Origin of the sequence: Segatella paludivivens DSM 17968 = JCM 13650 (assembly GCF_000373185.1) — a bacterium.
GTDB lineage: Bacteria > Bacteroidota > Bacteroidia > Bacteroidales > Bacteroidaceae > Prevotella > Prevotella paludivivens.
Genome location: NZ_KB890649.1, coordinates 13,676 through 38,369 on the forward strand (window position 1 = coordinate 13,676; position 24,694 = coordinate 38,369).

At 38.2% G+C, this 24,694-nt stretch carries 23 protein-coding genes and 2 tRNA genes; 10 read left to right on the plus strand and 15 right to left on the minus strand.

Features of this window, described 5'->3' with window-relative positions; all coding sequences use genetic code 11:
- Positions 1 to 17 precede the first annotated feature (17 nt).
- Genes B045_RS0108345 through B045_RS0108355 form a run of 3 tightly spaced genes read right to left on the minus strand, consistent with a single transcriptional unit; the run spans position 18 to position 1,586 of the window.
- Positions 18 to 398 (minus strand): hypothetical protein, encoded by a 381-nt coding sequence (locus tag B045_RS0108345; RefSeq protein WP_018463818.1) that lies wholly within the window; start codon positions 396 to 398, stop codon positions 18 to 20.
- A gap of 13 nt (positions 399 to 411) precedes the next feature.
- On the minus strand, positions 412 to 888 hold the full coding sequence (gene ribH, locus B045_RS0108350) for a 6,7-dimethyl-8-ribityllumazine synthase (RefSeq protein WP_018463819.1): 477 nt from the start codon (positions 886 to 888) through the stop codon (positions 412 to 414).
- A complete protein-coding gene (locus B045_RS0108355; RefSeq protein WP_018463820.1) occupies positions 888 to 1,586 on the minus strand; it encodes a tetratricopeptide repeat protein in 699 nt (232 codons plus the stop codon). The genes ribH and B045_RS0108355 overlap by 1 nt, the downstream gene beginning before the upstream one ends.
- Positions 1,587 to 1,747: 161 nt before the next feature.
- On the opposite strand from B045_RS0108355, the gene recF reads away from it, so the two are divergent.
- Both recF and B045_RS0108365 read left to right on the plus strand, forming a co-directional pair.
- On the plus strand, positions 1,748 to 2,851 hold the full coding sequence (gene recF, locus B045_RS0108360) for a DNA replication/repair protein RecF (protein WP_018463821.1): 1,104 nt from the start codon (positions 1,748 to 1,750) through the stop codon (positions 2,849 to 2,851).
- Complete coding sequence (locus B045_RS0108365; protein ID WP_018463822.1) at positions 2,851 to 3,141, plus strand: DciA family protein; 291 nt, start codon at positions 2,851 to 2,853, stop codon at positions 3,139 to 3,141. The genes recF and B045_RS0108365 overlap by 1 nt, the downstream gene beginning before the upstream one ends.
- Here B045_RS0108365 and B045_RS0108370 read toward each other — a convergent pair.
- From B045_RS0108370 to B045_RS0108415, 10 genes are all read right to left on the minus strand, one after another.
- Complete coding sequence (locus B045_RS0108370; protein ID WP_018463823.1) at positions 3,138 to 3,674, minus strand: 5-formyltetrahydrofolate cyclo-ligase; 537 nt, start codon at positions 3,672 to 3,674, stop codon at positions 3,138 to 3,140. The genes B045_RS0108365 and B045_RS0108370 overlap by 4 nt on opposite strands.
- Positions 3,667 to 5,379, minus strand: a complete 1,713-nt coding sequence (locus B045_RS0108375; protein ID WP_018463824.1) for a S41 family peptidase — start codon at positions 5,377 to 5,379, stop codon at positions 3,667 to 3,669. Before B045_RS0108375 ends, B045_RS0108370 begins: the two co-directional genes overlap by 8 nt.
- Positions 5,380 to 5,465: 86 nt before the next feature.
- Positions 5,466 to 5,897, minus strand: coding sequence for a deoxycytidylate deaminase (locus B045_RS0108380; protein ID WP_018463825.1), 432 nt, complete (start codon positions 5,895 to 5,897; stop codon positions 5,466 to 5,468).
- 27 nt (positions 5,898 to 5,924) lie between these two features.
- The gene (locus tag B045_RS0108385; RefSeq protein ID WP_018463826.1) at positions 5,925 to 8,003 is read right to left on the minus strand and encodes a M3 family metallopeptidase; all 2,079 of its coding nucleotides are present in this window, start codon (positions 8,001 to 8,003) and stop codon (positions 5,925 to 5,927) included.
- Between the two features lie 27 nt (positions 8,004 to 8,030).
- Positions 8,031 to 8,726 (minus strand): Crp/Fnr family transcriptional regulator, encoded by a 696-nt coding sequence (locus B045_RS0108390; RefSeq protein WP_018463827.1) that lies wholly within the window; start codon positions 8,724 to 8,726, stop codon positions 8,031 to 8,033.
- Positions 8,727 to 8,730: 4 nt separating this feature from the next.
- The gene (locus tag B045_RS0108395) at positions 8,731 to 9,762 is read right to left on the minus strand and encodes an FAD:protein FMN transferase (RefSeq protein ID WP_373277756.1); all 1,032 of its coding nucleotides are present in this window, start codon (positions 9,760 to 9,762) and stop codon (positions 8,731 to 8,733) included.
- Positions 9,762 to 10,463 (minus strand): DUF6048 family protein, encoded by a 702-nt coding sequence (locus tag B045_RS0108400; RefSeq protein ID WP_026234375.1) that lies wholly within the window; start codon positions 10,461 to 10,463, stop codon positions 9,762 to 9,764. Before B045_RS0108400 ends, B045_RS0108395 begins: the two co-directional genes overlap by 1 nt.
- Positions 10,411 to 10,914 (minus strand): DUF6452 family protein, encoded by a 504-nt coding sequence (locus B045_RS0108405; RefSeq protein ID WP_026234376.1) that lies wholly within the window; start codon positions 10,912 to 10,914, stop codon positions 10,411 to 10,413. Before B045_RS0108405 ends, B045_RS0108400 begins: the two co-directional genes overlap by 53 nt.
- Before the next feature lies 1 nt (position 10,915).
- Positions 10,916 to 11,866 (minus strand): glycosyltransferase family 2 protein, encoded by a 951-nt coding sequence (locus B045_RS0108410; protein ID WP_018463831.1) that lies wholly within the window; start codon positions 11,864 to 11,866, stop codon positions 10,916 to 10,918.
- Between the two features lie 16 nt (positions 11,867 to 11,882).
- Positions 11,883 to 12,404 (minus strand): DUF4199 domain-containing protein, encoded by a 522-nt coding sequence (locus tag B045_RS0108415; RefSeq protein WP_018463832.1) that lies wholly within the window; start codon positions 12,402 to 12,404, stop codon positions 11,883 to 11,885.
- 192 nt (positions 12,405 to 12,596) lie between these two features.
- Here B045_RS0108415 and B045_RS0108420 point away from each other — a divergent pair, with 192 nt between their 5' ends.
- Both B045_RS0108420 and B045_RS0108425 read left to right on the plus strand, forming a co-directional pair.
- Positions 12,597 to 15,161 (plus strand): endonuclease MutS2, encoded by a 2,565-nt coding sequence (locus tag B045_RS0108420; RefSeq protein WP_018463833.1) that lies wholly within the window; start codon positions 12,597 to 12,599, stop codon positions 15,159 to 15,161.
- Positions 15,162 to 15,350: 189 nt separating this feature from the next.
- Positions 15,351 to 15,424: transfer RNA gene (locus B045_RS0108425), tRNA-Thr, on the plus strand.
- 43 nt (positions 15,425 to 15,467) lie between these two features.
- Here the strand turns inward: B045_RS0108425 and B045_RS0108430 are convergent.
- On the minus strand, positions 15,468 to 16,142 hold the full coding sequence (locus B045_RS0108430) for a hypothetical protein (protein WP_018463834.1): 675 nt from the start codon (positions 16,140 to 16,142) through the stop codon (positions 15,468 to 15,470).
- 188 nt (positions 16,143 to 16,330) lie between these two features.
- Here B045_RS0108430 and B045_RS0108435 point away from each other — a divergent pair, with 188 nt between their 5' ends.
- The 6 genes from B045_RS0108435 (at position 16,331) to B045_RS0108460 (ending at position 20,591) form a co-directional block, all read left to right on the plus strand.
- Complete coding sequence (locus B045_RS0108435; RefSeq protein WP_018463835.1) at positions 16,331 to 16,867, plus strand: hemerythrin domain-containing protein; 537 nt, start codon at positions 16,331 to 16,333, stop codon at positions 16,865 to 16,867.
- Between the two features lie 144 nt (positions 16,868 to 17,011).
- Positions 17,012 to 17,096: transfer RNA gene (locus B045_RS0108440), tRNA-Ser, on the plus strand.
- Between the two features lie 198 nt (positions 17,097 to 17,294).
- Positions 17,295 to 17,660 carry a DUF1304 domain-containing protein gene (locus B045_RS0108445; RefSeq protein WP_018463836.1) on the plus strand — a complete coding sequence of 122 codons (366 nt, stop codon included), beginning with the start codon at positions 17,295 to 17,297 and terminating at the stop codon, positions 17,658 to 17,660.
- Between the two features lie 113 nt (positions 17,661 to 17,773).
- A complete protein-coding gene (locus B045_RS0108450; protein ID WP_154650134.1) occupies positions 17,774 to 18,781 on the plus strand; it encodes a hypothetical protein in 1,008 nt (335 codons plus the stop codon).
- A 258-nt stretch (positions 18,782 to 19,039) separates the two neighbouring features.
- Positions 19,040 to 19,780 carry a hypothetical protein gene (locus tag B045_RS0108455; RefSeq protein ID WP_025884237.1) on the plus strand — a complete coding sequence of 247 codons (741 nt, stop codon included), beginning with the start codon at positions 19,040 to 19,042 and terminating at the stop codon, positions 19,778 to 19,780.
- The gene (locus B045_RS0108460; RefSeq protein WP_026234377.1) at positions 19,755 to 20,591 is read left to right on the plus strand and encodes an agmatine deiminase family protein; all 837 of its coding nucleotides are present in this window, start codon (positions 19,755 to 19,757) and stop codon (positions 20,589 to 20,591) included. Before B045_RS0108455 ends, B045_RS0108460 begins: the two co-directional genes overlap by 26 nt.
- An 889-nt stretch (positions 20,592 to 21,480) precedes the next feature.
- Here the strand turns inward: B045_RS0108460 and B045_RS0108465 are convergent.
- On the minus strand, positions 21,481 to 24,210 hold the full coding sequence (locus B045_RS0108465; protein ID WP_018463838.1) for an outer membrane beta-barrel protein: 2,730 nt from the start codon (positions 24,208 to 24,210) through the stop codon (positions 21,481 to 21,483).
- Between the last annotated feature and the right edge of the window lie 484 nt (positions 24,211 to 24,694).

The following is a 24,694-nucleotide window of genomic DNA, read 5'->3' on the forward strand; positions in this document are numbered from 1 at the left end:
CTTAACTTATATATCTTTTACTCTCTAAGCAATGCTTGATGAGCCTTCTCAAACGCTTGAGGATATCTTCCAAGGAAGCACATGTTAACTAAGCAATTTGCTAATATCTCTATATCATTGAGGTCTACACCTTTTTCACGAGATACGTCTTTGCCAAGTGTTACTTCCCATGGACCATTGAAGCATGAATCTTCGGCACCCATGTATTGTTCTTCACCTTTGCCCTTGTTCAGCTTATATTTAATACTCTTAGAAGAAGCTACAGGACGTATAGAAACCATAATGTTGTAGGCTTCATTTAATGGATCACGAAATTGAGCCGTACCTGGAAACATATCGTTAATGACAGGCATTATCTCGTCAAACTCGTATGCTTTTATTAATTGGTGAAGTTTCATATTCTGTATTTATTTAGAATTTAGCCATTTTAATGGCATCTATGGCACATTCGTCACCCTTGTTTCCAAGTGAACCACCACTTCTATCCTTAGCCTGTTGCAAGTCATTTGTTGTTAACAAGCCGTAGATGACTGGTATTTCCTGAGTTGCATTGAGTCTTGCTATACCATAAGTTACCCCCTGACATATATAATCAAAGTGTGGTGTCTCGCCTCTGATAACACTTCCGAGGATGATGACAGCATCATATCCTCCATGAAGAACCATTTGGCGTGCTCCATAAACAAGTTCAAAACTTCCAGGAACTGTTCTTACATGAATATTCTCTGGCAGAGTTCCGTGCTTTTTCAAAGTGCTCACCGCTCCGTCGAGGAGAGCCCCTGTTATATCTGGATTCCATTCAGCAACAACAATGCCGAAACACATATTGCTGGCATCAGGTATCTTACTTAAGTCGTATTCTGAGAGGTTATGTAATGCTGTTGCCATTATCTTGATGCTCTTTCTATATATTTGTCTATATCCTGACTCTGAACAAGTGGAGAGTTGACGTATTTAGATTTAATGTTTTGATAAATCTCCAATGCGTCTTCTTTCTTTCCCTGACTTTCTAGAAGTATTCCTGCCTGAAGGCGGAATGTAGGAGCCAAACTGTTGTTTACTCCATTTTTACCTTCGCCGTCAGCCATATCTGCAGCTTTCTTAAGACTTGTTATTGCCTTATCCAATTGGTTTACGTGTGCATAAGCATTGCCAAGTGCAGCAACAGCAGCTGGGCTAACCATTGCGTCGTTTGATGGTGAATACTCATCAAGATATTTCACAGCATCATTCCACTTGTTAAGATTTGCATAACTTAATCCAGCATAAAGATTAGCCAAATTAGCAGCATCAGTTCCACCATAGTTGTTTATGATATTAACGAAACCGGTAAATCCTGCACCGTCGCCGTTAAGAGCTTTGTCAAACTGTTCTGCATTGAAATATTCTTGTCCCTTTGCTAATTCTGTAGAAGCCTTTTCTTCACGAGGACCACCTACATAAGCTTTGTAAATAAAGAATCCTGCGATAATTACGATAATTGCCAATACAGCAATGAGGACAACTTTCTTGTATTTATCGAAGAAAGTCTCTGAATTTGAGAGGGAATCATTACTATATACCCTCTGTTGGTTTTTGTTTGCCATTATTATTTGTTTTTTTATTTTTATTTCTTTTTCAGTATCCCATCCAAATTGGATAAGTGGTATAACGTCGCAAAATTACGTAAATAATCTCACATATTGAAATTTATTTCCTTTTTTTTTCGTTTTTACGTTATAAAACCGATAACTTTGCAAATGCTATTATGATACTGAATAAACTTTCCATAATAAATTATAAGAATATCCGAGAGACAACTGTATGTCTGTCGCCAAAATTGAATTGTTTTATTGGTAGTAATGGAGTAGGGAAGACCAATTTTTTGGATGCTGTTTACTATCTTTCTTTTTGTCGAAGTGCGTTCAATCCGATAGACTCACAAGTTATTACTCATGATCAGGAATTCTTTGTCCTTGACGGAAGTTATGTGACCGATAAGGGTGATATAGAGAATATTTATTGTGGAATGAAGCGTGGAATAAAAAAACATTTCAAGCGGAATAAGAAAGAATATAGACGTTTGTCTGAGCATATTGGACTGATTCCGCTTATATTTGTTTCTCCGTCAGATTCTGTTCTTATCGAAGGTGGAAGTGAAGAACGCAGAAGGCTTATGGATATGGTTATTTCGCAATACGATAATTCATATATAGAGGCTTTATCTTCATATAATAAGTCTTTACAACAGCGTAATGCATTGTTGAAAATGGATGACGAACCAGATGCCGCTATCATGGAAATATGGGAAGAGCAGATGGCGGTAAATGGTGAAATTATTTATCATAAGCGCGATGAGTTTGTAAAGTTGCTTGTTCCTATTTTCCAAGATATATATAATCGAATATCAGGTAATCATGAAACTGTTTCATTGAATTATATATCTCATTGTCAACGTGGCGATCTACTTGATGTTATTCGTCGAGACCGTTACAAAGACAGAGCTGTAGGTTATTCTTTGCACGGAGTGCATCGTGATGATTTGGAAATGCTTATTGATGGCTATCAAATGAAACGTGAGGGAAGTCAAGGGCAGCACAAAACTTTTGCATTAGCACTGAAACTTGCTCAATTTGATTTCTTAAAGCGTACATCTTCTAACACGACACCACTGTTGTTGCTGGATGATATTTTTGATAAACTTGATGCAAATAGAGTGGAACAGATTGTAAATCTTGTTGCTGGAGATAACTTTGGACAGATTTTTATTACAGATACTAATCGTGATCACCTTGATAAAATATTAGCAAGTGGTGAGTTTGATTATAAATTGTTTTCCGTTAATGACGGTGAAATAGAAATTAAAGATTGATGTTTAAACGCGATGTAAAAACATTGGATGAAATCTTGAAGCGCCTTTTGCGCTCTGAAGGTTTTGAAACGCCTCTTCTACAGAAGCGCCTTGTTGATTCGTGGGATTCTGTAGTTGGCAGTTCTATTGCAAAGTATACTGGTGAAAAGTTTATAAAAAATCAAACTCTATTTGTGAAAATACTCAATCCTGCTTTGCGCCAAGATCTTAGCATGATGCGGTCACGAATTGTTAAACATCTTAATGAAAAGGTTGGGGCAATGATTATTACTGATATAAAATTCTTCTAGCAGATTACTTCGTCCATTTTTATATCAGTTTCCTCTGTTGGTACAACATCTGTTTTTTGAAAATTAAAACATATACCAATCTTGTATGTTTGTGGTATTTGGCTAAGAAATCTGTCATAATACCCTTTACCACGTCCTAATCTGTTTCCATAATCATCGAAACTCATACCAGGCACAACTACAACATCTATATTCTTGTAGTCAGCATACTTTTTACCTATAGGTTCCATTATGTGGTAGGCCATACCTTCTCTAAGGTCATTTTTATCTTTGTACTCTCTAATCTCGAGCTCTTCTCCGTTTATAACAACAGGAAGTAATACTTTCTTGCCCATAGCAACCAATGTATCTACAACATTGTGTGTATTAACTTCGTCGGGCATAGAATAGTACATTAGAATAGTTCTTGCCTTTTTTATTTTCTCATTTTCAAGGAGTTTATTAATAAGCATAAGCGACAGCTCACCTAGCTTTTGGCTAGTGAACTGTCGCTTGCGCTCTCTAATATCTTTTCTTAATTCCTTTTTAAGCATTTGCAATGAAGTTTCTCCTTAGTCCAACATTATCAAAATGTTTACCAATCATTGCTACCTTTTGCCCTTTCAAAACTTTTTTCACAGGTTTCTTTGGGAAAGCAGACTTATTTTTGAATACTCTCATAGCCGATAATACTACAGGATCGTCTTGATTTATGTATTCATTCCAAGCCTCTTCGTCAAGCATGTTGTAGACTATTCTACTATTGATGTAGCGTTCTAGCAACTTATGGCTCTTCATAATCATAAGGTTACGTCGCTGTAGTCCATGATGGTCTGCATAACCAGCAAACTTCTCAACTGTATTCTGCTTTGTTAGATAGTCGCTGAGTTCCATCATCTCCTTAAAGTTGTTCAACTTAGGACGATTATCATCAGTGTATGTAAATGCAAATTGCAGAATTAGTCCGCTCATAGATGCCTGTTTGTAGTATGATGTGATGCCTGTAGTGTCTTCTGGCACAAATATATCCGGAGTTATACCACCACCACCATAAACAGTACGTCCGTTTGCTGTGTGATATGCTGGACCTGTATGTTTAATGCTATCTTGAGAGAAGAATTCTCCGTGTAGATATCTACTCATAAGATCTTGTTGATATTCTGGATCTTCACCATTTACATAAGGTTTCTGTATACAACGTCCAGAAGGAGTATAGTATCTGGCTATTGTAAGTCTGATCATGCTTCCGTCAGGGAATCCAATCTGTTGCTGAACAAGTCCCTTACCAAATGAGCGACGACCGATGATAGTAGCACGGTCATTATCCTGCATCGCACCAGCGAAAATTTCGGAAGCTGAAGCTGAACCCTCGTTAATCAAAACTACCAATGGTATATTCTGGTATGTACCCTTACCATCAGAACGATAGTCTTGTCTTGGACTCTTTCTACCCTGAGTATACACAATTAGTTTATTCTTAGGAAGGAATTCATTGGCAATTTGTACGGCACTATTAAGGTAGCCACCGGTGTTATCGCGCAAATCTATTACTAGATTGCTGAAACCTTCTTGAGAAAGTTTAGCCAATGCAATTAGCATTTCTGGATAAGTTGTTTCTCCAAAGTTCTTTATTCTGATGTAACCAGTTTCATCGTTAATCATGTAAGTAGCAGAAATACTCTTCTGTGGTATTTCACCTCTTGTAACAGTGAAATATTTAACAGCTTTCTGTCCAAATCTCTCTACTCCAATCTTTACTTTTGTATCTTTAGGACCTTTAAGTCTATGCTGTGCTTCTTCGTTAGTAACTATCTTACCAACAAATCTCTTACCGTCTACATTTACAATTTTGTCACCAGCTAATATTCCAGCACGTTCTGCAGGTCCGTTTTTGATGACATTCTGTACATGTATAGTGTCTTCCCGAATGGTAAATTCGATGCCGACACCAGAGAAAGAACCTTTCAGATCATCATTTGCTGCTTGTACATCCTTTGCACTGATATACACAGAATGTGGATCTAACTCTGATAGAATCTGTGGAATTGCCTTGTCGACAAGTGAGTCGATGTTAACTTTGTCAACATACTGATCATCAATAATGTGCAACAGATTGTTTAGTCTGTTACTTCCTGAATTGATGATATTCAGTCTGTTACCCGAAAAATGATTAGCATAAAACGTTCCGATAAAGATACCTGCCACAACGCATAATGCCATGATAATTGGCATCCATCGGTTATTTCTTTTCTGCTCCATATTGTTTAATATTGTTTCTCTTTTTTGCAGTTACCTGCCTACTTAATAAAACCCTCTCTTGCCATATAGACAAGGATGATGTCTCTCTATTCTTTTTCTCCTAAATAAATAACTTCAATACCTGCTTTTTTCATCAGGTTTATACCGTCTTCAAGTCGATATTTCTCACCATAAACTACGCGCTTTATTCCTGATTGTATAATCAGTTTTGAGCATTCAATACAAGGCGATGCCGTGACATAAAGGGTACTGCCGTCACTGTTGTTATTGCTTCGTGCCAGTTTGGTAATGGCATTAGCTTCAGCGTGCAATACATATGGAAGAGTGACATTGTTAGCATCTTCACACAAGTTTTCAAATCCACTTGGCGTTCCATTATATCCGTCACTGATAATCATCTTGTCTTTTACGACAAGTGCACCTACCTGTCTACGTTTGCAGTATGAGTTCTCAGCCCATATCCTTGCCATACGCAGGTATCTGTAGTCTAACTTCTCTTGTTTTTCCTCAGCAGTCATATTGGTTATATTTATTTAGTAGTAAAACTATTCTTTTATTCCGTTTCTTTTCAATAATGCCTCAATAGTCGGTTCCTGTCCTCTGAATCTCTTATAGAGTGCCATAGGATGTTCGGTTCCGCCCTTTGAGAGGATATTGTTTCTGAAGCTTTTTGCTGTATTCTTGTCAAATATACCATTCTTCTTGAATACGCTGAAAGCATCAGCATCTAATACTTCTGCCCATTTGTAGCTATAGTATCCAGCTGCATATCCACCAGCCATGATATGACTGAACTGTACGGTCATACATGTATTTGGTAGTTGTTCAGACAGCATAGCCTTTTCCCAAGCTTTCTTTTCAAATGGGATTATATCTTCATTAAACTCGTCCTTCTTAGTGTAGTATGCCATGTCAAGGAGTCCAAAGCTTACTTGTCTCATGCAGCCGTAAGCAGCCATGAAATTTCTGCTCTTAACGATTCTGTCTATCAGTTCGTCTGGAATAGGTTCACCTGTTTGATAATGGAATGCGAATGTGCGCAAGAAATCTTTCTCTACAGCATAGTTTTCCATGAACTGTGAAGGTAGTTCTACAAAATCCCACCATACGTTTGTACCGCTTAAACTCTCAAAGCGTGTGTTTGCGAACATACCATGTAGTGAGTGTCCGAATTCATGTAGAAATGTTTCAACTTCGCCAAGTGTAAGCAATGCAGGTTTATCATCAGTTGGTTTCGTCAAGTTCATGACAAGACTCACGTGTGGTCTACTATTGTTTCCCTTGTGGTCTATCCATTGTCCCTTGAATTCTGTCATCCAAGCTCCACCTTGCTTACCGTTTCTAGGATGGAAATCAGCATATAGCACAGCTAGGAAGCTGTTGTCTTCGTCAAACACTTCATAGGCTTTCACGTCTTGGTTATAAACCGGTATATCGTTATTTTCCTTGAATGTTATTCCGTATAGTTTTGTTGCAAGTCCGAATACACCTTTTATTACATTTGATATTTCAAAATACGGTCTTAGCATTTCTGCGTCTAGATTGTATTTTTCCATTTGTAGTTTGTGTGAGTAGAAGCTGAAGTCCCATGGTTCTAGTTTGAAGTCTTTTCCTTCAACCTTCTTTGCCATAGCTTCAATCTCTCCAACCTCATTTTGTGCAGTTGGTTTATATGCATCTATTAGGTCGTTGAGCAGCTTATATACATTATCTGTATTGCTAGCCATTCTATGTTTCAATACATAGTCTGCGAATGTATCAAAGCCTAGTAGTTGTGCTATTTCCCTTCTAAGGTTTATGAGTTTCTTGCATATTTCCAGATTGTTTTCACTATTGTCGTGAGTACATTCTGTATTCCTTGCCATATACATATCCTTACGTAGATTACGCATTGTGGAATATGTCATGAATGGACTATAGCTAGGATAATCCAATGTAAATATCCAACCCTCTTTGTCTTTTTCTTTTGCTGTTAGTGCAGCTGCCTCTTTTGCTGTGTCTGGCAGACCGTTAAGCTCATCTTCATTTTTAATATGTAGTTCGTAAGCCTTAGTCTCTTTCAATAAGTTCTGTGAAAATTGCAATGACATCATGCTTGCTTCCTCAGTGAGTTTGCGCAATCTATCCTTGTCTGCATCATTCAGCAAAGCACCGCTTCTGACAAAGCCATCATAGCTTTTGTCTAATAGCATCTGTTCTTCTGCTGTTAGTTCGCGATGATGCTCATGCACATATTTTATTTTCTCAAAAAGTTTCTTGTTAAGACTAACGTCATTTGAATGCTTGGTGAGTATAGGACTTAATTTTTGCGCAAGTGCGTCCATCTCGTCGTTTGTATCAGCACTAAGCATGCATGAAAAAACATTTGATACTCTATCTAATAGGTCGTAGTAATGTTCACCTTTCTCGTTGTCAACTCTTGCAATTGTATTATCAAATGTTGGTTCAGCTGTATCGTTGATGATTTTATCTATTTCTTCATCATCACGCTTAATGCCCTCCATAAATGCCTCTTCGTAATCAGAGGTTTTTATGCGTTCAAATGGAACAGTATAATGTGGTGTTCCGTAGTCTTCAAAAAATGGATTTATTCTTTTTGTATTATGTTTATTATTCTCAATCATACTAACTTGTGTTATTATATATCTATATTATATTGTAAACTCTTTCGCCTGCATCATTGCAGTTTCAATCTTTTCAATATAAATGTAACCACGTTTAAGTTTCAAAATTCCTTTTTCTTCCATTCTGTTCAATGCCTTTGACACATCCAGTCTGCTATCGTTTATTTCCTTCGCAAGTTGTGTCATCTTGATGTTGATGATTTTTCTTCCTGCTGGTCTAAGGCATCTGTCAGAGATAAATCTTATAATCCTGCTTTCCAGATTGTCGGGATACTTGCGTAGCAATTGCCTTTCTTGCTTTTGTATAATTGTTGACAGCATATTCATAATATTAATTCTGAATATCATGTATTTGTCACTAAGTCTCATCACCTCGCTCTTGTCGATTTTCAATATTCTGCAAGTTGTCTTTGCTTTGAAAGTCTTTGTATAATTTTGTATCAGACCGAATAATCTTTCAGGCTGTAGAATCTCTGGTGATGAAATGTCTTCAATAATTTGGTAGCAATGATCCGCAGCAATAGTAACAACTTCTGCAATTCCGTTTAGAAGAAACATAAGATGATTACAGTTCTCGTTCTCGTCTATGATAGTTTCTTCTGGCTCGTATTTATGGAAATCGAATTTCGTATGTGCCACAACATCTCCAAGGTCTGCTTTTCCAAGTCCTTGAAATAAAGGCAGAGTTAAAAGCTTGTTGTATAATTGAAATTCGTTCTCCATATCTTTATTTCTCTATCTTTTTCTGTAATGCCGAAGAATACCACACTTTGTTTTTGCCGTCTTTCCCTACATAGATAAAGTATGCCATCAATTCAGGATGTCTTTTCAATACTGCTTCAGATTTTTCTACTCCCAAAACCATGAATGCAGTTGCATAGGCGTCAGCTTCAGCACATCTGTTTGCCAAAACGGTTGATGATAGAAGACTATGTTGAACAGGTCTACCAGTCTTCGGGTCTATTTCATGTGCGTATTTCTTGCCATTTTTATAGTAGAAATTACGATAGTTTCCACTTGTAGCCATTGCCTTGTCTGTGATATTCAACACAGTTTGAAGTTGCTGATTTGTGTTCAGACTGTCATCGGTAGGTTGGGTGACTCCAATCTTCCAAGGTAATCTCTTTTCGCTCAGACCGCTTGTAACTACTTCTCCACCAATCTCCACCATATAGTTCTTTATGTCATGGCGTCTCATTACGGTTGCTACAGCGTCACTGCCAAATCCCTTAGCAACAGCACTGAAATCAAGCATCATGTTTTTAAGTTTCTTAGAAAGATATGTCTTTCCGCTCAACTTCTCCACGTTGATGTTTTGCATTCCTACGAGTTTCCTCAGACTGTCTACCTGTTGCTGATCTGGCATCTTCTGGTGTTTGAATCCAAATCCCCATGCGTTTACAAGAGGAGCTACAGTAATATCAAAAGCTCCATTTGTGTTCTTGCTCACGTCTTGTGACAATGTCAGCACATTCATAAACATATCACTGGCCTCTACTTTTTTGCCATTGTTGAAAGCTGCTACAGTAGATTTCTTATTGAACATTGAAAATTCACCATCAACTTTGTTAAGTTCAGCTAATATTTCATTGTTTAGATCCTTGTTATATTGATATGTAACGTGATACACCGTTCCGAAGATAAAACCCTCATCTTTCTGATAAGGCATATCCCTCTGTTGCTTTACGATAAGAACCGTACCGACTATAAGAGCCAGTAAAAATGCAACTTGTGCGTAAGTTTTCTTTTTTCCTTTCATCATAGTTCAAATGTTATGTTAAATTCTCCACCAAGTCGGCTGTTGCCGCTTTTACCGTAACCTGGCACATACCATGCTTCTCCGATGTCTCCGTGTGTATGAAATAGTCTGCGCTTGTATCTCATGCTCCATCCCATTCTCACAGGTCCAAATATCTTTGCGTCAATAGTGAATACAGCTTCAAGCCAGTGATAAGTGCAACTTACGTCTTTAGCATTGAAGTCTGTCTTGTCGCCCCATATTGGATCAACGATCCCTGGGCTGTTTACGTCGTATTTAAAAGATGTATAAGCATATCTGAAACCTCCGTACACACGATATATATCATGTTTGTTTTTGCTAAGATTCCAGTCCATACCTATTCTGCCGTATGGGGCAGTTGATTTATATGTCAATTTTGTTGTAACATCCTCTGCGTTAGCTTTTCCTATACCTAGCTCTATGATAGGAAACCATTTGTCTTTAAGATTCACTCTCATTGCAGCTTGATATTGTCCATAGCTGCCGAATGCCAATTGAGCAGGTCCTACAAGATCTGTAGAAACGGCTATGCCTCTGAATAGTGGAATTGTATCAGGAGCAACTGTCGTCATGACTTTCTTTCTGCCTTGTTGTGCGTTAGCAGTAAGGAAAGTAAGCATGATAACACTAATTACTGCTGCTATTCTTGAAATGTATGAGGAATGTACTCTTTGTAGCATCGTAAGTTACGTTTGGATTATTTATGACAATTGTGTCTATTCTGTTCTTGGTGTATTTTACACCAGTTACAACGTGGAAGATGGCTGGATTACAATCCACTGCTTCAAAATGAGGACTATTTGTCTTGGTCACCTTTATTGTATCAAACTGAGAATCCGTGGAATTCTTTATTTCCATAAAGTATACGTCTTCGTTGCGTTGATAACTCATTGGTAGTTGAAAACTGTCTGTATTTACCGATTTGTTAATGATAACAGAGTCGTTACCGTCACCTAGGTTTGCCGACAAGGTTAGCGAGTCTGCCAGTGATTTAATACTACCTGCCAGTTTGTATTTTGCGTACACACGATTATTCAGCGGACAATCAATGCTCGAACATCCTGCTACGACAAACAGCGTTATCAATATGTATAGGGATAATTTTAAATCCCATCCTCCGTTTTTCTTCATTCTATATTTCTTTCTCTACTTGATAGTCGTTCCTTGAAGGGTTCTGTCTGCTTATAAGATCACCAAGAAATCCGGCTAGGAAAAATTGGCTACCTAAAAGCATTGTTGTAAGTGCTATATAGAAATATGGCGACTCTGTTATAAGTCTTTGTGGAATACCGTTGTATAAAGCGTATGCTTTGTCGGCACCTATGCATATAACAGCGAATAAACCAATCATGAACATTATCGAACCAAGGAATCCAAAGACGTGCATAGGCTTCTTTCCGAAGTTGCTGAGAAACCAGAGAGTTATCAAGTCAAGATAACCATTGAAGAAACGGTTAAGCCCGAATTTACTACTTCCGTATTTTCTCGCCTGATGTTGTACCACCTTTTCTCCGATTTTATCGAATCCTGCGCTCTTTGCAAGATATGGTATATATCTGTGCATTTCTCCATATACCTCAATGTTTTTAACAACATCCTTGCGATATGCTTTAAGTCCGCAGTTGAAATCGTGCAGATTGTGAACTCCGCTTATCTTTCTTGCCGTGGCGTTGAAAAGCTTTGTAGGTAGAGTCTTTGTGATAGGATCGTATCTCTTCTGCTTGTAGCCCGAAACAAGATCAAATCCATCTTCTGTTATCATTTTGTATAGTCCAGGTATTTCATCTGGAGAATCCTGCAAATCTGCGTCCATAGTGATTACTACGTCACCTTGTGCTTTTGCGAATCCACAATATAGTGCTGGACTTTTTCCGTAGTTTCTGCGGAACTTTAATCCCTTTACATTCTCGTCTTTTTTAGCTAAATTCTCAATCACATTCCATGACTTGTCGGTACTTCCGTCGTTCACGAATATTATTTCATAGCTATAGTTATTGGCTTTCATCACGCGCTGTATCCACGCGTGTAGTTCTGGCAATGATTCTTCCTCGTTGTAAAGAGGAATTACAATAGTTATATTCATCTTGTTCTCAAACTTTTTATTTCTTAACTTTAAATCTTCCGAATGCTGCAATGAATATTGAGCATATCCAACCTATTATCAGATTGTATACCATTATCATAAATGATAGTTCAAGAGGCGTCATTTTGTTGATAAGTGTCATTGCGTCGTTGATTTCTTTTGTGTCAACGCCGTTTTGCTTATATGCAGTTTGCATTGCTAGCATCATCGTACTTATTGTTCCCATGAATCTTCCTTGGTCAAGAAACCTGAAATAGAGAAATTGTGCTACTCCGAATATCAGCGAACTGTAAAAAAAAGTATACATGCAGTACACAAGTGCTCTCCTGTAAGATATGGTACCTTCTAGAGCGTAGTTCTTGAAACTTATCATTCGCCATGCTACAAAGAATGGTGTTGACAAAGCTAGTAATCCACCAATGCTTGATTGTGGAGTGAAAATAGTAAATGCAAATGCTGAAATCCACAACAATGAGAGCAATGCTCCATCCTGTCGTGCGAATGCCTTTGTCTGATTTATGGCACTAATATTAATCATTAACTGAATTTATGTTTATAAACAGTGCAAAGATAATTATTTTCTATCATATAAATTCATAACAAGATTACTTTTTGGCTTATTTTTACTTTTTAAACGTAAAACTTTCGTTATCTGTCGGGTAACTTTAAACTTTAAAGCTATTTGCATTCTACCAAAAAGTTGTATCTTTGCACCAAAGTAATGTCATTTATGATTTATCCTGATAATTTTGAAGATAAAATCGGTTTTACCGATATACGTAATATGCTGCGTGAACGTTGTTTGTCCACGCTTGGAAAGTCACAGGTTGACGCTATGGAATTTTCGTCAGACCATTCGTTAATCAATGAACTTCACGACCAAACTCGTGAGTTAGCGGCACTTCTTGAAGAAAATTCTGATTTCCCATTGGGGAATATATACGATATGCGTGAGAGCTTGAAGCGTGCTCGTATTGCCAATACTCATCTTGAGGAAGAAGAATTTTTCAACCTCCGCCAAAGTCTTGACACGATCAACAGGATTGTTGGTATTTTGCATCCTGATGAAATAGAAAATGCGCCAGGAAAGGCTCTGTTTCTTTTGTCAGATGGCATTGCTACGTTTCCTAATCTTATTCAACGTATTGATCAGGTTATAGATAAGTTTGGACACATGCGTGACAACGCTTCTCCAGAATTACTTAGACTTCGTCGTGAACTTGCTAAGGCTGAAGGTTCGGTGTCTCGTACTTTGTATGGAATTTTACGTTCTGCACAGGCCGAAGGTGTTGTTGATAAGGACGTAACTCCAACAATGCGTGATGGTAGACTTGTGATACCTGTTGCTCCAGGTTTGAAACGACGTATAAACGGTATTGTGCATGATGAAAGTGCTACTGGTAAAACTGTCTTTGTAGAACCTGCTGAGGTTGTTGAGGCAAATAATAAAATTCGAGAATTAGAAGCTGAAGAGCGTCAAGAGGTTATCAGAATACTCATCGCTATAACCGATCATGTACGACCTAATGTTAGAGAAATCCTTGACTCATTTAATTTCCTTGGCATAATGGATTCCATAAATGCCAAAGTTGAGTTGGGAAAGAGTCTTCATGCCATTTATCCTGAAGTTAAGTCGTCACCATATATGGATTGGATAGAGGCTAGACACCCTTTATTAGAAAAACGTTTATCTGCTCATGGTGGTAAAATTGTATCGTTGGGTATAACTCTTAATTCAGATAAGCATATTCTTATTATTTCTGGTCCTAATGCTGGTGGTAAATCAGTCTGTCTTAAAACTGTAGGACTATTGCAGTATATGTTGCAGTGTGGTCTGCCTATTCCTGTCAGCGAACGTTCCACTTGTGGAATCTTCGATGATATGATGATGGATATTGGAGACGAGCAGAGCCTTGAAAACGATTTGTCTACATATTCTTCTCATTTGTTGAATATGAAGAATATGATGAAGCAGTCTTCGGATCGTACCCTTATCCTTATTGATGAATTCGGTACAGGTACTGAACCGCAGATAGGTGGTGCTATTGCCGAGAGTGTTTTGGATAAGTTTTGTTCAAAGGGTGCATGGGCTGTAATCACAACCCATTATCAGAATCTTAAGCATTTTGCCGATTCTCATCCTGGAGTTGTAAATGGTGCAATGTTATATGATCGCCATGAGATGCGTGCGCTCTTCCAACTTGCTATAGGAAGACCAGGTAGTAGTTTCGCTATTGAAATAGCACGCAAGATAGGACTTCCTGAAGACGTCATCTCTGAAGCTTCAGAGATAGTTGGAAGCGACTATATACAAAGTGATAAGTATCTGCAAGATATTGTTCGTGATAAGCGTTACTGGGAAGCCAAGCGACAATCTATCCATCAACGTGAAAAAGATATAGAGAAGACAATCTCTAAATATGAACAAGAAATTGAGGAACTGCAAAGCCAGAGGCGTGATATTGTAGCAAAGGCTAAAGCTGAAGCTGGAGAATTGTTGAAGGAAAGTAACAAACGAATTGAGAACGCTATTCGTGAAATAAAGCAGAATCAGGCTGAAAAAGAAGCTACACGTAAGATTCGTGAGGAACTGCGTGACTTTGAAACAGCTGTTAGTGAAGGAAATACCGCTGCGGGGAAACAGTCTCATGGAATTATTTCTGATGATGATTTCGAAAAGAAAATGAAGCAGATTGAGCAGCGTCGTCAACGCAAGGAACAGCGTAAGAAAGAAAAAGCTGATAAGAAAAGCAGTCAACCTGTTTCTGATTCTGATAAGCCAATCAATATAAATATGTCTGTCGTTGATAGTTCAACAGGAGCTATTGGAATTGGTTCAACGGTACGTATAAAAGGGTTGTCTTCAACAGGAACAATTGAGTCCGTTGATGGAAAGATGTGTACAGTTATATTTGGCGGTATGCGCTCAAAGATGCGCCTTGATCGTTTGGAAGCTGCAAGTGGAGTAGGGAATAAAGAAAATGATGAGGCTGCTGATAACTCATATCAGGTAAGCCGTGCTACCCGTGCCACAATAGATGATCATAAGAAAAACTTTCATCAGGATTTGGATGTCAGGGGAATGCGTGGTGATGAGGCACTTAATGCCGTTCAGTATTTCATAGATGATGCAATACTTGTAGGCATGAGCAGAGTGCGTATCTTGCATGGAAAGGGAAACGGAATCCTTCGTAGTCTTATAAGGCAATATCTTGCCGGGATTCCTAATGTCACCCATTATGCAGATGAGCATGTGCAGTTTGGTGGTGCTGGAATAACGATAGTAGATTTCTAATAGATGTTAAAATCGTAAAATAGTTTATGTATTTTTTTTGCTATTCAAAAAAAACATTTACTTTTGCACCCGCTTAACAAAAGCAACATGGGCAAGTCCCTTACGGTCTGCTCCCTTGGAATCCCCCAGGACGGGAACGTAGCAAGGGTACTTGGTCGAAGCGTCGCGATAAGGATCGCTTGCCCACCCGCCTCTTTAGCTCAGTTGGCCAGAGCACGTGATTTGTAATCTCGGGGTCGTTGGTTCGAATCCGACAAGAGGCTCAAAAAAAAAGAAGGATGTAGTTTTCACTACATCCTTTTTTTTTTATGCTTGTTTAGCTCCGTATCTGTCTATAAGTATATGTTTCTTACCTTGTATACCTTCGAAATAAGGTGGCTCGCATCTTAGTTGCATGTCATCATAAATAAACTCTGCAATAACAGTGTCTTTTCCGTCAGGTAGTATTAGTCCCATTTTGCCGTTCTTCTTTGCGATGACAGGCATCATGCATAAGTCATCAACATATACGTATGGTGTCCTCAAAAAATCATAGAGTGGGTGTATGAGGATTTTTCCTTCATGATCTTTAATACCAAACTTTTCATTTTCTTCAAACACACTATGAAACTTGATATATTTTCTTTTTATTCGCTGTAAGTAAGCTACCGTCTTTCTTGGATTGCTTATCATTCTATGCCAGTAACTGTATGTGTCACAGTAGTTGGCTGCAGCCCTCGCAATCACCATCTTCCAGTCAAGTCCACTAATGGCTTTTCTGTTAAGGTCTATGTATTTAGCAATGGCTTTTTCCTTTTCTGGAACACTTAGCTTCGACAGCGATTCCTCAAATCTCACCATAATGGTTTTTGAACCCGACATGCCTTTTATGTATCTGTGTATCTGTCTTGACATTTCACAGCATACAAATTTGTCTATTTCCGCCAACTCAATTTTGTCAACGTATAGCTCATCGAAATTATCAGCTGTTATTTTTTTCATTGTATTACCTCCGTTTCTCCAAAAATACGAACTTTTCTTGATTCAGAAAAATTTTTAATTGGGAAATTGCTAAAACTATGTTATAAAACACGTCTTAACTAATATTAACCACGGTAAGGTAACAAATGTTACCTTATTATATAATCGTTTTCTTCTATCTTTGCCAAAAATAATAAAACGTAGAAAATATGAATACTATTTATTCTTTTGAACAATGGGATATTGATTTATTGGTTGATTACATTCAGAAAGTTCATCATCGTGGGATACGAGAAAAAGGGCCAAAGGTGCTAGATAAACTAATTGCTGTGGCAGAAGTCCACAAGGCAGACGCTCCAAATCTTCTAAAGGTAACAGATCATTTCCGTAATTCTCTCTATGATCTTGATGTGCATTGCAGTAAGGAAGACAACATTCTCTATCCTTATGTTTTAGAGATGTACGAGGCTTATGCACAAGGTCACAGTGTTCCGCCGTTTCATTGCGGAAGCGTTCAGAGTCCAATCAGTGCAATGATGGCTGATCACGACGAAGAAGTGTCACGTCATAACCGCATAGCTGAATTGACTAACAATTATACTGCTCCAGATTCTTCAGATAATGATTATGTAGAAGCAATGCAATTATTGCGCGAATTTCGTCAGGCATTGGATGAACATGTGGCGATTGAAAACAATGTTCTTTTCCCGATGGCTGTTAAATTAGAGACAATGGTACAGCGTTAGAAAACGCCTTAAAAGGCAATAAAACGGCAATTATTTTTAAAGAAAAGCGATTTTTTTTGAAAAAAGTTTCAGAAATATTTGGAGGTTTAAAAAATATCCATTACTTTTGCACTCGCTTTAAGAAACCAAGCTAACATCATCAATGGAGAGATGGTAGAGCGGTCGATTACAGCAGTCTTGAAAACTGCCGTACCGAGAGGTACCGGGGGTTCGAATCCCTCTCTCTCCGCAAAGTCCTCAGTATTATTACTGAGGACTTTTTTTATTTTGCTCTATGTAAATTATTATGGCTAAGTTCGGGCGACTCAGTGCCTACTGATATACATGTAATATCAATAAGTACGTTTCTTTAATTTAAATAGACCTCACATTCAATTTATTATACTGAAATGATTGACATTTCGAGAATATTTTGTATCTTCGCTTTATGAATATTCTAACAGATATTTTTGTGGTGCTTGTGGCCATAGAGTTCGTATATATCTTCTATCTCGAAACTATTGTTACAACATCAAAGAAAACTTCCGAGACCTTTGGTATAACCAAGAAGGCATTGGAGGATAAGAATGTGAATGTACTTCTTAAAAATCAGGGAGTGTACAACCTTCTTATTGCCGTGATGCTATTGATTGCGTTGTTTATCATGCACTCGGAAGAAACGATAGTCCTTCTGTTGAGCTATATTATAATTGTAGCTGCTTACGGAGCCGTTAGTTCTAACCCGAAAATTTTCCCTAAACAGGGTGGATTGGCACTTATCGCGCTTATATTATTATTGATCTTCGGTATATGATTTGAGAGAAGAGTAGTTTGATATTTGGCTGTTGATAAGTGAAGCCAGTACGACAGTAACTGCCCACTAGTGTGAAATAAAGATATAAAAATCAGCATTATAAGATTTCCTATATGAATAACAAAGACAAGAAGAAAGGATTACAGATTTTCTCAAATATCCATCAGAGGGTTTGTCTGTTAAGCCTTCCTTGTATGTGTACAGGCTGTTCTGAGCCTTCAATAAATTCTCATCTATTACAGAAGAAAGGTATATTGTCTAAGGTTTTTGAAAGTGGGCACATGTATGAACCGAGACCATCAAATATATTCCAAGAAAAGTTCATTCACAATCCTTCAGAATTAAAGAGGGTTGGAGTCGAACAAGCTTTGAGTGTACATACTTTCTGTAAGACCCATGACGAAAATATATTTGGGGAAATAGAGAAGGGTAATTTGGAGCTAAACAATTACAGGCATTGTCTTTTGTTGTCATATCGAGCAGTCTGTGCTGAAGCTAGAAGAAAGGAATATGAAGTAGAAGTATATAGAAGGTTTATTGAGTCCAACACAATAAGACAAATGGTTAATGCAAAGCAACTTGATGATCTTGAAAAATTTCGATGTAGTTTTAAGTTAGGGCAGAGAGACTTATTATCTCATCGTTCGAAAATAGAAAAAGAATTAGAGCAACCAAAAAATGAATACATGTTCTATCATAAAGAATTTTCTATCTCTGGCATATATTGCTCTACTACTCTTTCTTTGGGTAACTTTTTAGACACAAATTTGGAAAAGCCACTAGACCTGTTTCTTTTGCATGTTATTCCAACAGAAAATAAAACACATATTTTGTTAGGTTTTGACAAGAATTGCGAGAGTAATTGGGCAAAGTTATATTTCCAAGAACTGATGTCAAAAGACGATAATACGATTGAGGAATATCTGACATCGTTGTTAATAAGAACTAATGGATGGGGAATATCACCATCAGTATATGAGGAACTAAGCAAGGATAAAATTACCCAGTTCTTCAAATTGTATGACGAAGATAGGGACGCTTTCATTTCTCAAAGATATGAGAATTTTAATCTTTTCGATGGAGTCTTACTTGAAACTTACAGGAATAATCATTCTTCTTAGATAGATTGACATGACAAATCGGTTATACCTTCTCTGCTATAATGCATTATCTCACCTCATGAGCTTGCTATTTTCCCATCGAATAATAATATAAGGTATCTTGAGTTGTAATAATCAATAGGGACTAGCCTACGCTGTTGGTAAAGAGTTGTTCAGAAATCGTGCAAGCACATCAACTTGATAATAACTAGAATGTCCTCTATGGGCATGTCCTCGAGATTGAGTTAAATACTATTTTAGAATAAAATAAATATAATTATGAAAGAATTAGAAGACCTTCTTGGCAAGGCAAAATTAATAATGAAAGAAGAAGATGCCCAAAGTGTCTTTGAAAAGATCGCAAAAGGTCTTTTCAATAATTTCTGCTTCAAGAAAGGAAATGTTGAATTCCGATTCCTTGAGATTGAGTTCTATTATTATTCCCAATGCCATAAAGACTTGGTTTATAATGAAAAGAATGAGCCAAAGCCTTTTGTGTATCCACGGGCATGCACGAAGGATGGACAGTTTCTGCTCCATGCCAGCGGCTTGGACATCTGCTTTAAAGGAACTCTGGTCGATAAAGAAAATGGTGAGGGTGGTGGCATATTGGTTCGTTCCCTGCTTATGATTGAGGAAGGTAAGGAAGATAAACTTGTTGCAGGTCCTTGGGATTGTTATTCAACTCTTTTCAGCTATACTGACAATGATAATCATCTACAGCTGGAATTGCTTCCTGAAGACGCAAGGAATAAAGCTAAGGTTACCTCATTCACTAGAAAGATTGGTGAGCCAAAACTAAAGGATGATAAGTCGGGGTATACTAAGACTTATACCATGGCAAATAAACCTTATGCCTTCTATGATGCAGGGTATGTGAAAGACGACAAATTCATGCAGAACGATAAGCCTATTGAACGATACGACTACCAAATTCCCGGCAATAAGAAAAAATCTCAATATTATCTCCACATCGAAAAAAGAAATAAAGATAATGCTGCTCTCCAACGAAACAAATAAGGTGTACTTCTCTAATTGCTTGGAAAGTCATTGTGGCGATTTTTTCAAGCGGATTAAGGCAGTATTGGAACAGTATAGTATAGAGGTTGGTGTGCTCCAGAATACAGAGGACTATTGGTGTCGCGACTATATGCCTTTGCAGGTAGCTGAGGATAGATTCGTGAAATATAGATATTTCCCCAACTATCTTGATAAGCCTTATGTTTGTGGCTACAGAACCGAGGTGGAAAAGCCTTGGAGTCATCTAGGTATTGATGATAAGTTTCTGGTGGATTTAAGCGACATCACTCTTGATGGTGGCAACATGGTGAAGACACCCTACCACGTCATCATGACCGACAAAATCTTCACTGAAAACAAAAACTTTAAGCGTAACGTCCTCATCAGACGACTTGAGGATGCTTTCCAAAATGAGGTGCTGATAGTGCCATGGTACGATCCCCAAAAAGATCTTTGCGGACATACTGACGGTATGGTGAGATACATAAAAGGCTGTGAACTTCTCACAGATAATTACTCTAAGTTTAATGCACCATTTGCCGAGCGTCTTTACAATATATTGGAACAAAAAGGATATAATGTGAATGAGTTGGAATTGCCTTATGTTTCCGACTATTCTTGGGCGTACATCAACTTCCTGCAGACCTCCAAGGTGATAGTTATTCCTAAGTTGAACTTATTGTCTGATGCATCTGCTCACGAGGATCTATCTTCTTTTTTCGACATTCCCGTGTTGCAAGTCAAGGCTCCAACTCTTATCAAAAAATATGGTGGTGCTTACAACTGCATGAGCTGGAATATCAAAGGATAAATTAATTCTTTTTGTAGAAATATCGCTCGCTTATCCCTTATAAACAAAGGTTTTGTGACATAAGTGACATTAAAAAAACTTTTTTATGCTTGAATGCTAACCCTCATTTATCTTTAGCCAGAATAGGTTTATAGAGAATATCCCCCACAAAAACTGCTGAAGAGCTTATTTGTACATAGGTTTTGTAAATAAACTAGCGTCGAAACGTCTATCCGCTGTCTATCAGTACGTTAGATGCACTTTTTTCAAAAACAAAGTGTCGCGAAAACGTCAATTTGCATTTCCGTTTCTATATAGAAACGCAAACTTTACATCGTAGAAACGCAAACTTCGTGTCGTAGCAACAGAAACGTTTCCACGTAATAACGCAAACGTTACGTCGTGGAAACGTATTTTCGATAAAAAATAACAATAAAATAGAATCGAACTATCAAAAATAAATGTCTTGTATAAAACAAAAAACGAAATCAAGCAAAAAATGAAGAGTCTTGACGATCTGTTATTTAAAATATTTTCATCTATCTTGCAAACCAAAAAGAGATTGCAACAAACGACACAGTGGTGACACTTGATTAATTCAGATTGGAGATGCAACATACTGATATTCAGAGCATAGACACTTCGACACTGGTATTTTTGAAAAACCCTATGTATGCGCGCGCGTGAGGATGGTGTTAAAGATGGCTTGAATGCGTTGGAGGGACTCTCGCTGATAGATGTCTGCGATCATCAGCGAAATCTGCGAGAGATATATGGGTTTCCTTTGTGCAGACAGATTGAGTACTCTTGCGTGTTATTCTCTCGCAGATAAGGCAGAGGTCGCAGAGGAATGCAGCAAGCCTGCTGCATTTATTTCGCAGATGTTTGTATCTTTATTGGTTTATGAAAATCAGTTGTTCTTCTTTGGGTTAATGTTAAATCGCCAAGCAAGTGAAAGCATTACATAACGAGGAATGCTGTTGTGCCATACTTCTGTTCGGCCCTGTGCATTCATGGCATATTGCGTGCTTGAAAGCTCATGTAGTAAATCAAAGCCTTGTAGCTTAGCTAGTAGTTTACCTTTGACGAAACTGCGGGTGAGCTGAGCATTCCAAACCCAATCTGTGGTATTCATCTCGGCTTGCTGATATCCTCTGCGTGCAAACATGGTCATGTCGGTAGAAATCTGGAAGTTCCACGGTAGACTTAACGTGGTGTTTAGTCCCACGTTATAGTCGCCTGCATGGATGTTGCTGAATCCCTCACGTTGGCTATTGATAAGATAGTAGTTGCCACCACCATGAAGTGTGAACTCATAATCGTCGCTGGCATGAAAAATCAACTTAGTTTCGCCGCCCATCTTCCAGTTGTTTACAATGCTGCGTTGAGTCGTTGTGAGTCCGCTCACTGAAGCTAAATCTACATTGTGATAGTAATTAATCCATAGCAGATTATCGGTGGTAAACTTCTGAGCATTATCTAAGGTGCGCGTGTAGCCCATTCCTCCATTGGCATCCCAATTGCCGTTAACACTCATAGGGCGGAGGGTAGAGATACCTGTTGATTTATCGTAAGTGAGTTGGTAGGCTGTACTGTTGTCGGTCTTGTGCCAAGTAGTCCATAGGCTAAACGCCCGTTGATGTGGTCCGTGGAATGTGGTATTGGCCTCTATACTGTATCGATGGATATCCTTTAAATCGGAGTTGCCTTCTTTGATATAAAGTGGTTCGCTGTCGTCGCGATAGTCGGTCATGGCTGTAAGGTCGGGAAGGTCAGACTGCAATTCTGCTGTTAGTCTCCATTCAGTTTTGTTGCTCTGATGGTGAATATAGAGCGAAGGTTCGAAAAACACACTCTTGCGCATCACGTCGTGACGCCCCATACGCTCATAATAGAGGTTAGCGTTGACTATGCGTATCGGCATTTTTAGCTGTACATCCGCTTTGAGGAGCTTACAGCTAAGATCTTGATAAAAGAGGCTGAACTCATGTTGGTTGCGGTATTCGTGGTAACGGTAGCTGTTTTCTCCGTCAAGAGAACCGGCTAGTGCATTCACCGCTGATGGCAATATATCAAATCTGCTACTATCTCTGCCTGCCAGTTTGTCTAATCGATAAAACAGATTAGAAGCCTTGTTGTAAGAATAGGTATAAGTATATTCGGGCATGATAGACTTTTCACGGAACTGAAAGGTGTAGTTTGTATTGCCAGAGAGTTTAAGATGCTGATTGGGAGCATTGGTATATGGATTGCGATAGTCTCTAGATGGAGTGCCTTGCAGATATTGTATATCTTGCATGGCAAATGTTTTTTGAGTGTTGCGGTTGTATTCTACAGACAGACCTAGACGCCACATGTCGGTAACAAAGACCCGTAGTCCGCTTTCGGATTCTGCTCTGAAGTTGAATTCGCTCGATTCAATACTGTTTTCTGCAAGCAAACGGTTGACGACAGAAGTTGAGTCAAGTGTTTCCGTGTTCATATTTCCTCTGCCATTGGTGTGCTGATAGGAGAGGTTGAGGGAGTTGTGTGTGAAGACACCATCATGCCACAGGTTGAATACAGTATTATTTTTCCACAGATCTCTACTTTGCAAGTCCTTGGCATAGCTATTCTTGTAGGCGTCGCCACCAGGTAGGAAGGTCTGCGCGTTTTGCTTTGTTACATTGTCAGATGAAGTATGCGTATAGGTTATGTCACTGCTTAGCCATGTATCCATGCCATTGAGGAAGTTGAGATAGGAGAGTCCTGCTGTCTTAGTAGCCAATAGTCCATTGGGCATATCCTGTGGTTTCCATTCACCATTAAGTTCGGCGCGCTGATTGTCGTTGAGGTTATTGATGTTGACAAAAGTTCCGATTCTCTCTTTATTAGAGAATTTCATACCAAAGCCTCGCACTTGATAACGATCTTTAGTACCCATTCCGGTTTCTAGATTACTCATGTATCCAGTGGCATATTCACGTTTTAATCTTACATCCATCACATAACTTTGATCACCCATGTTACGCCCCATCATCACAGAGGCGGCACCTGCTTTATTAAACACCTTTATCTTATTCACGGTGTAGGCAGGAAGATTCTCTAAAGCTAGTTTCGGATTGCCAGAAAAAAACTCATGACCGTTGACAAGAAGGCTCTCGACGTATTTCCCATTAACATAGATTTGTCCATCTTTATTAAGTTTGGCACCGGGCAATTTAGCGATTAATGCATCGAGCATACTGCCATTGGCTAAGTTGAAAGCATTGGCATTGTAGACTATCGTGTCGCCCTGCATCACCATTTTCAGCTTAGTAGCTTTAACAAGGACTTCAGGAAGTTCGTGAAAAACCTTCATCATGCGAATGGGCTTGGCAAAGATCGCAGACTGACGATTACTTCGTAGCTCACAATCAGTATAGGTATCGCTATAATTCTCCATCACAGCCTTAATGATGTATCGTCCCTTCTGGTTAATCTTATAAAAAATATAGCTTCCTATTTTACCACCTGTATAGGGGTTATCTTCAAGTTCAGCGGTAGTCGTGTCTATCACTACGCTATCCGCAGTCATCAGTATAATTTTTGGGGTAAGCCCATCTCCGCTGATATTGTCCATTACAAGTCCTTCTATTTCATGGTCATAGTTCTTGCTCATAGCTTGAATGTTGGTGATGGCTATTACTAAAAGTGTGAAAAAGAAACGGGCGTGTAGAAATCTGAATTTAGTCATAATAAATGGGATTGGATTTTATTAGTGAAATTTAGCGTAATTGAGAAACATACCATTATATGTCTCTGTTGAGGTTTATGAACTTCTTAACAAAGTATTAGCCTCCCAACATGTAAGGCCATAACGGAATGAATGGTATTGACTTTTTTGATGATTTTCTTTTAGGAATATAAGCACAATAATCTTCTAGAGAAGTATATTTATTAATGTTTTTACGGCCGCTATATATTTGCCTAAATACCATTTTTATTGGTGAGTTACCAATATAAGTAAAAGTCCTTGATACGTTTTTTTTCATAGTTAAAGTTGTAAATGTCAATAGATTATTGCACAAAGATACTAAAAAATCATATCTTTGTACAAAATAAATTAGAAAAAACACTATTTCCCTGTATAAATCACTGATAGT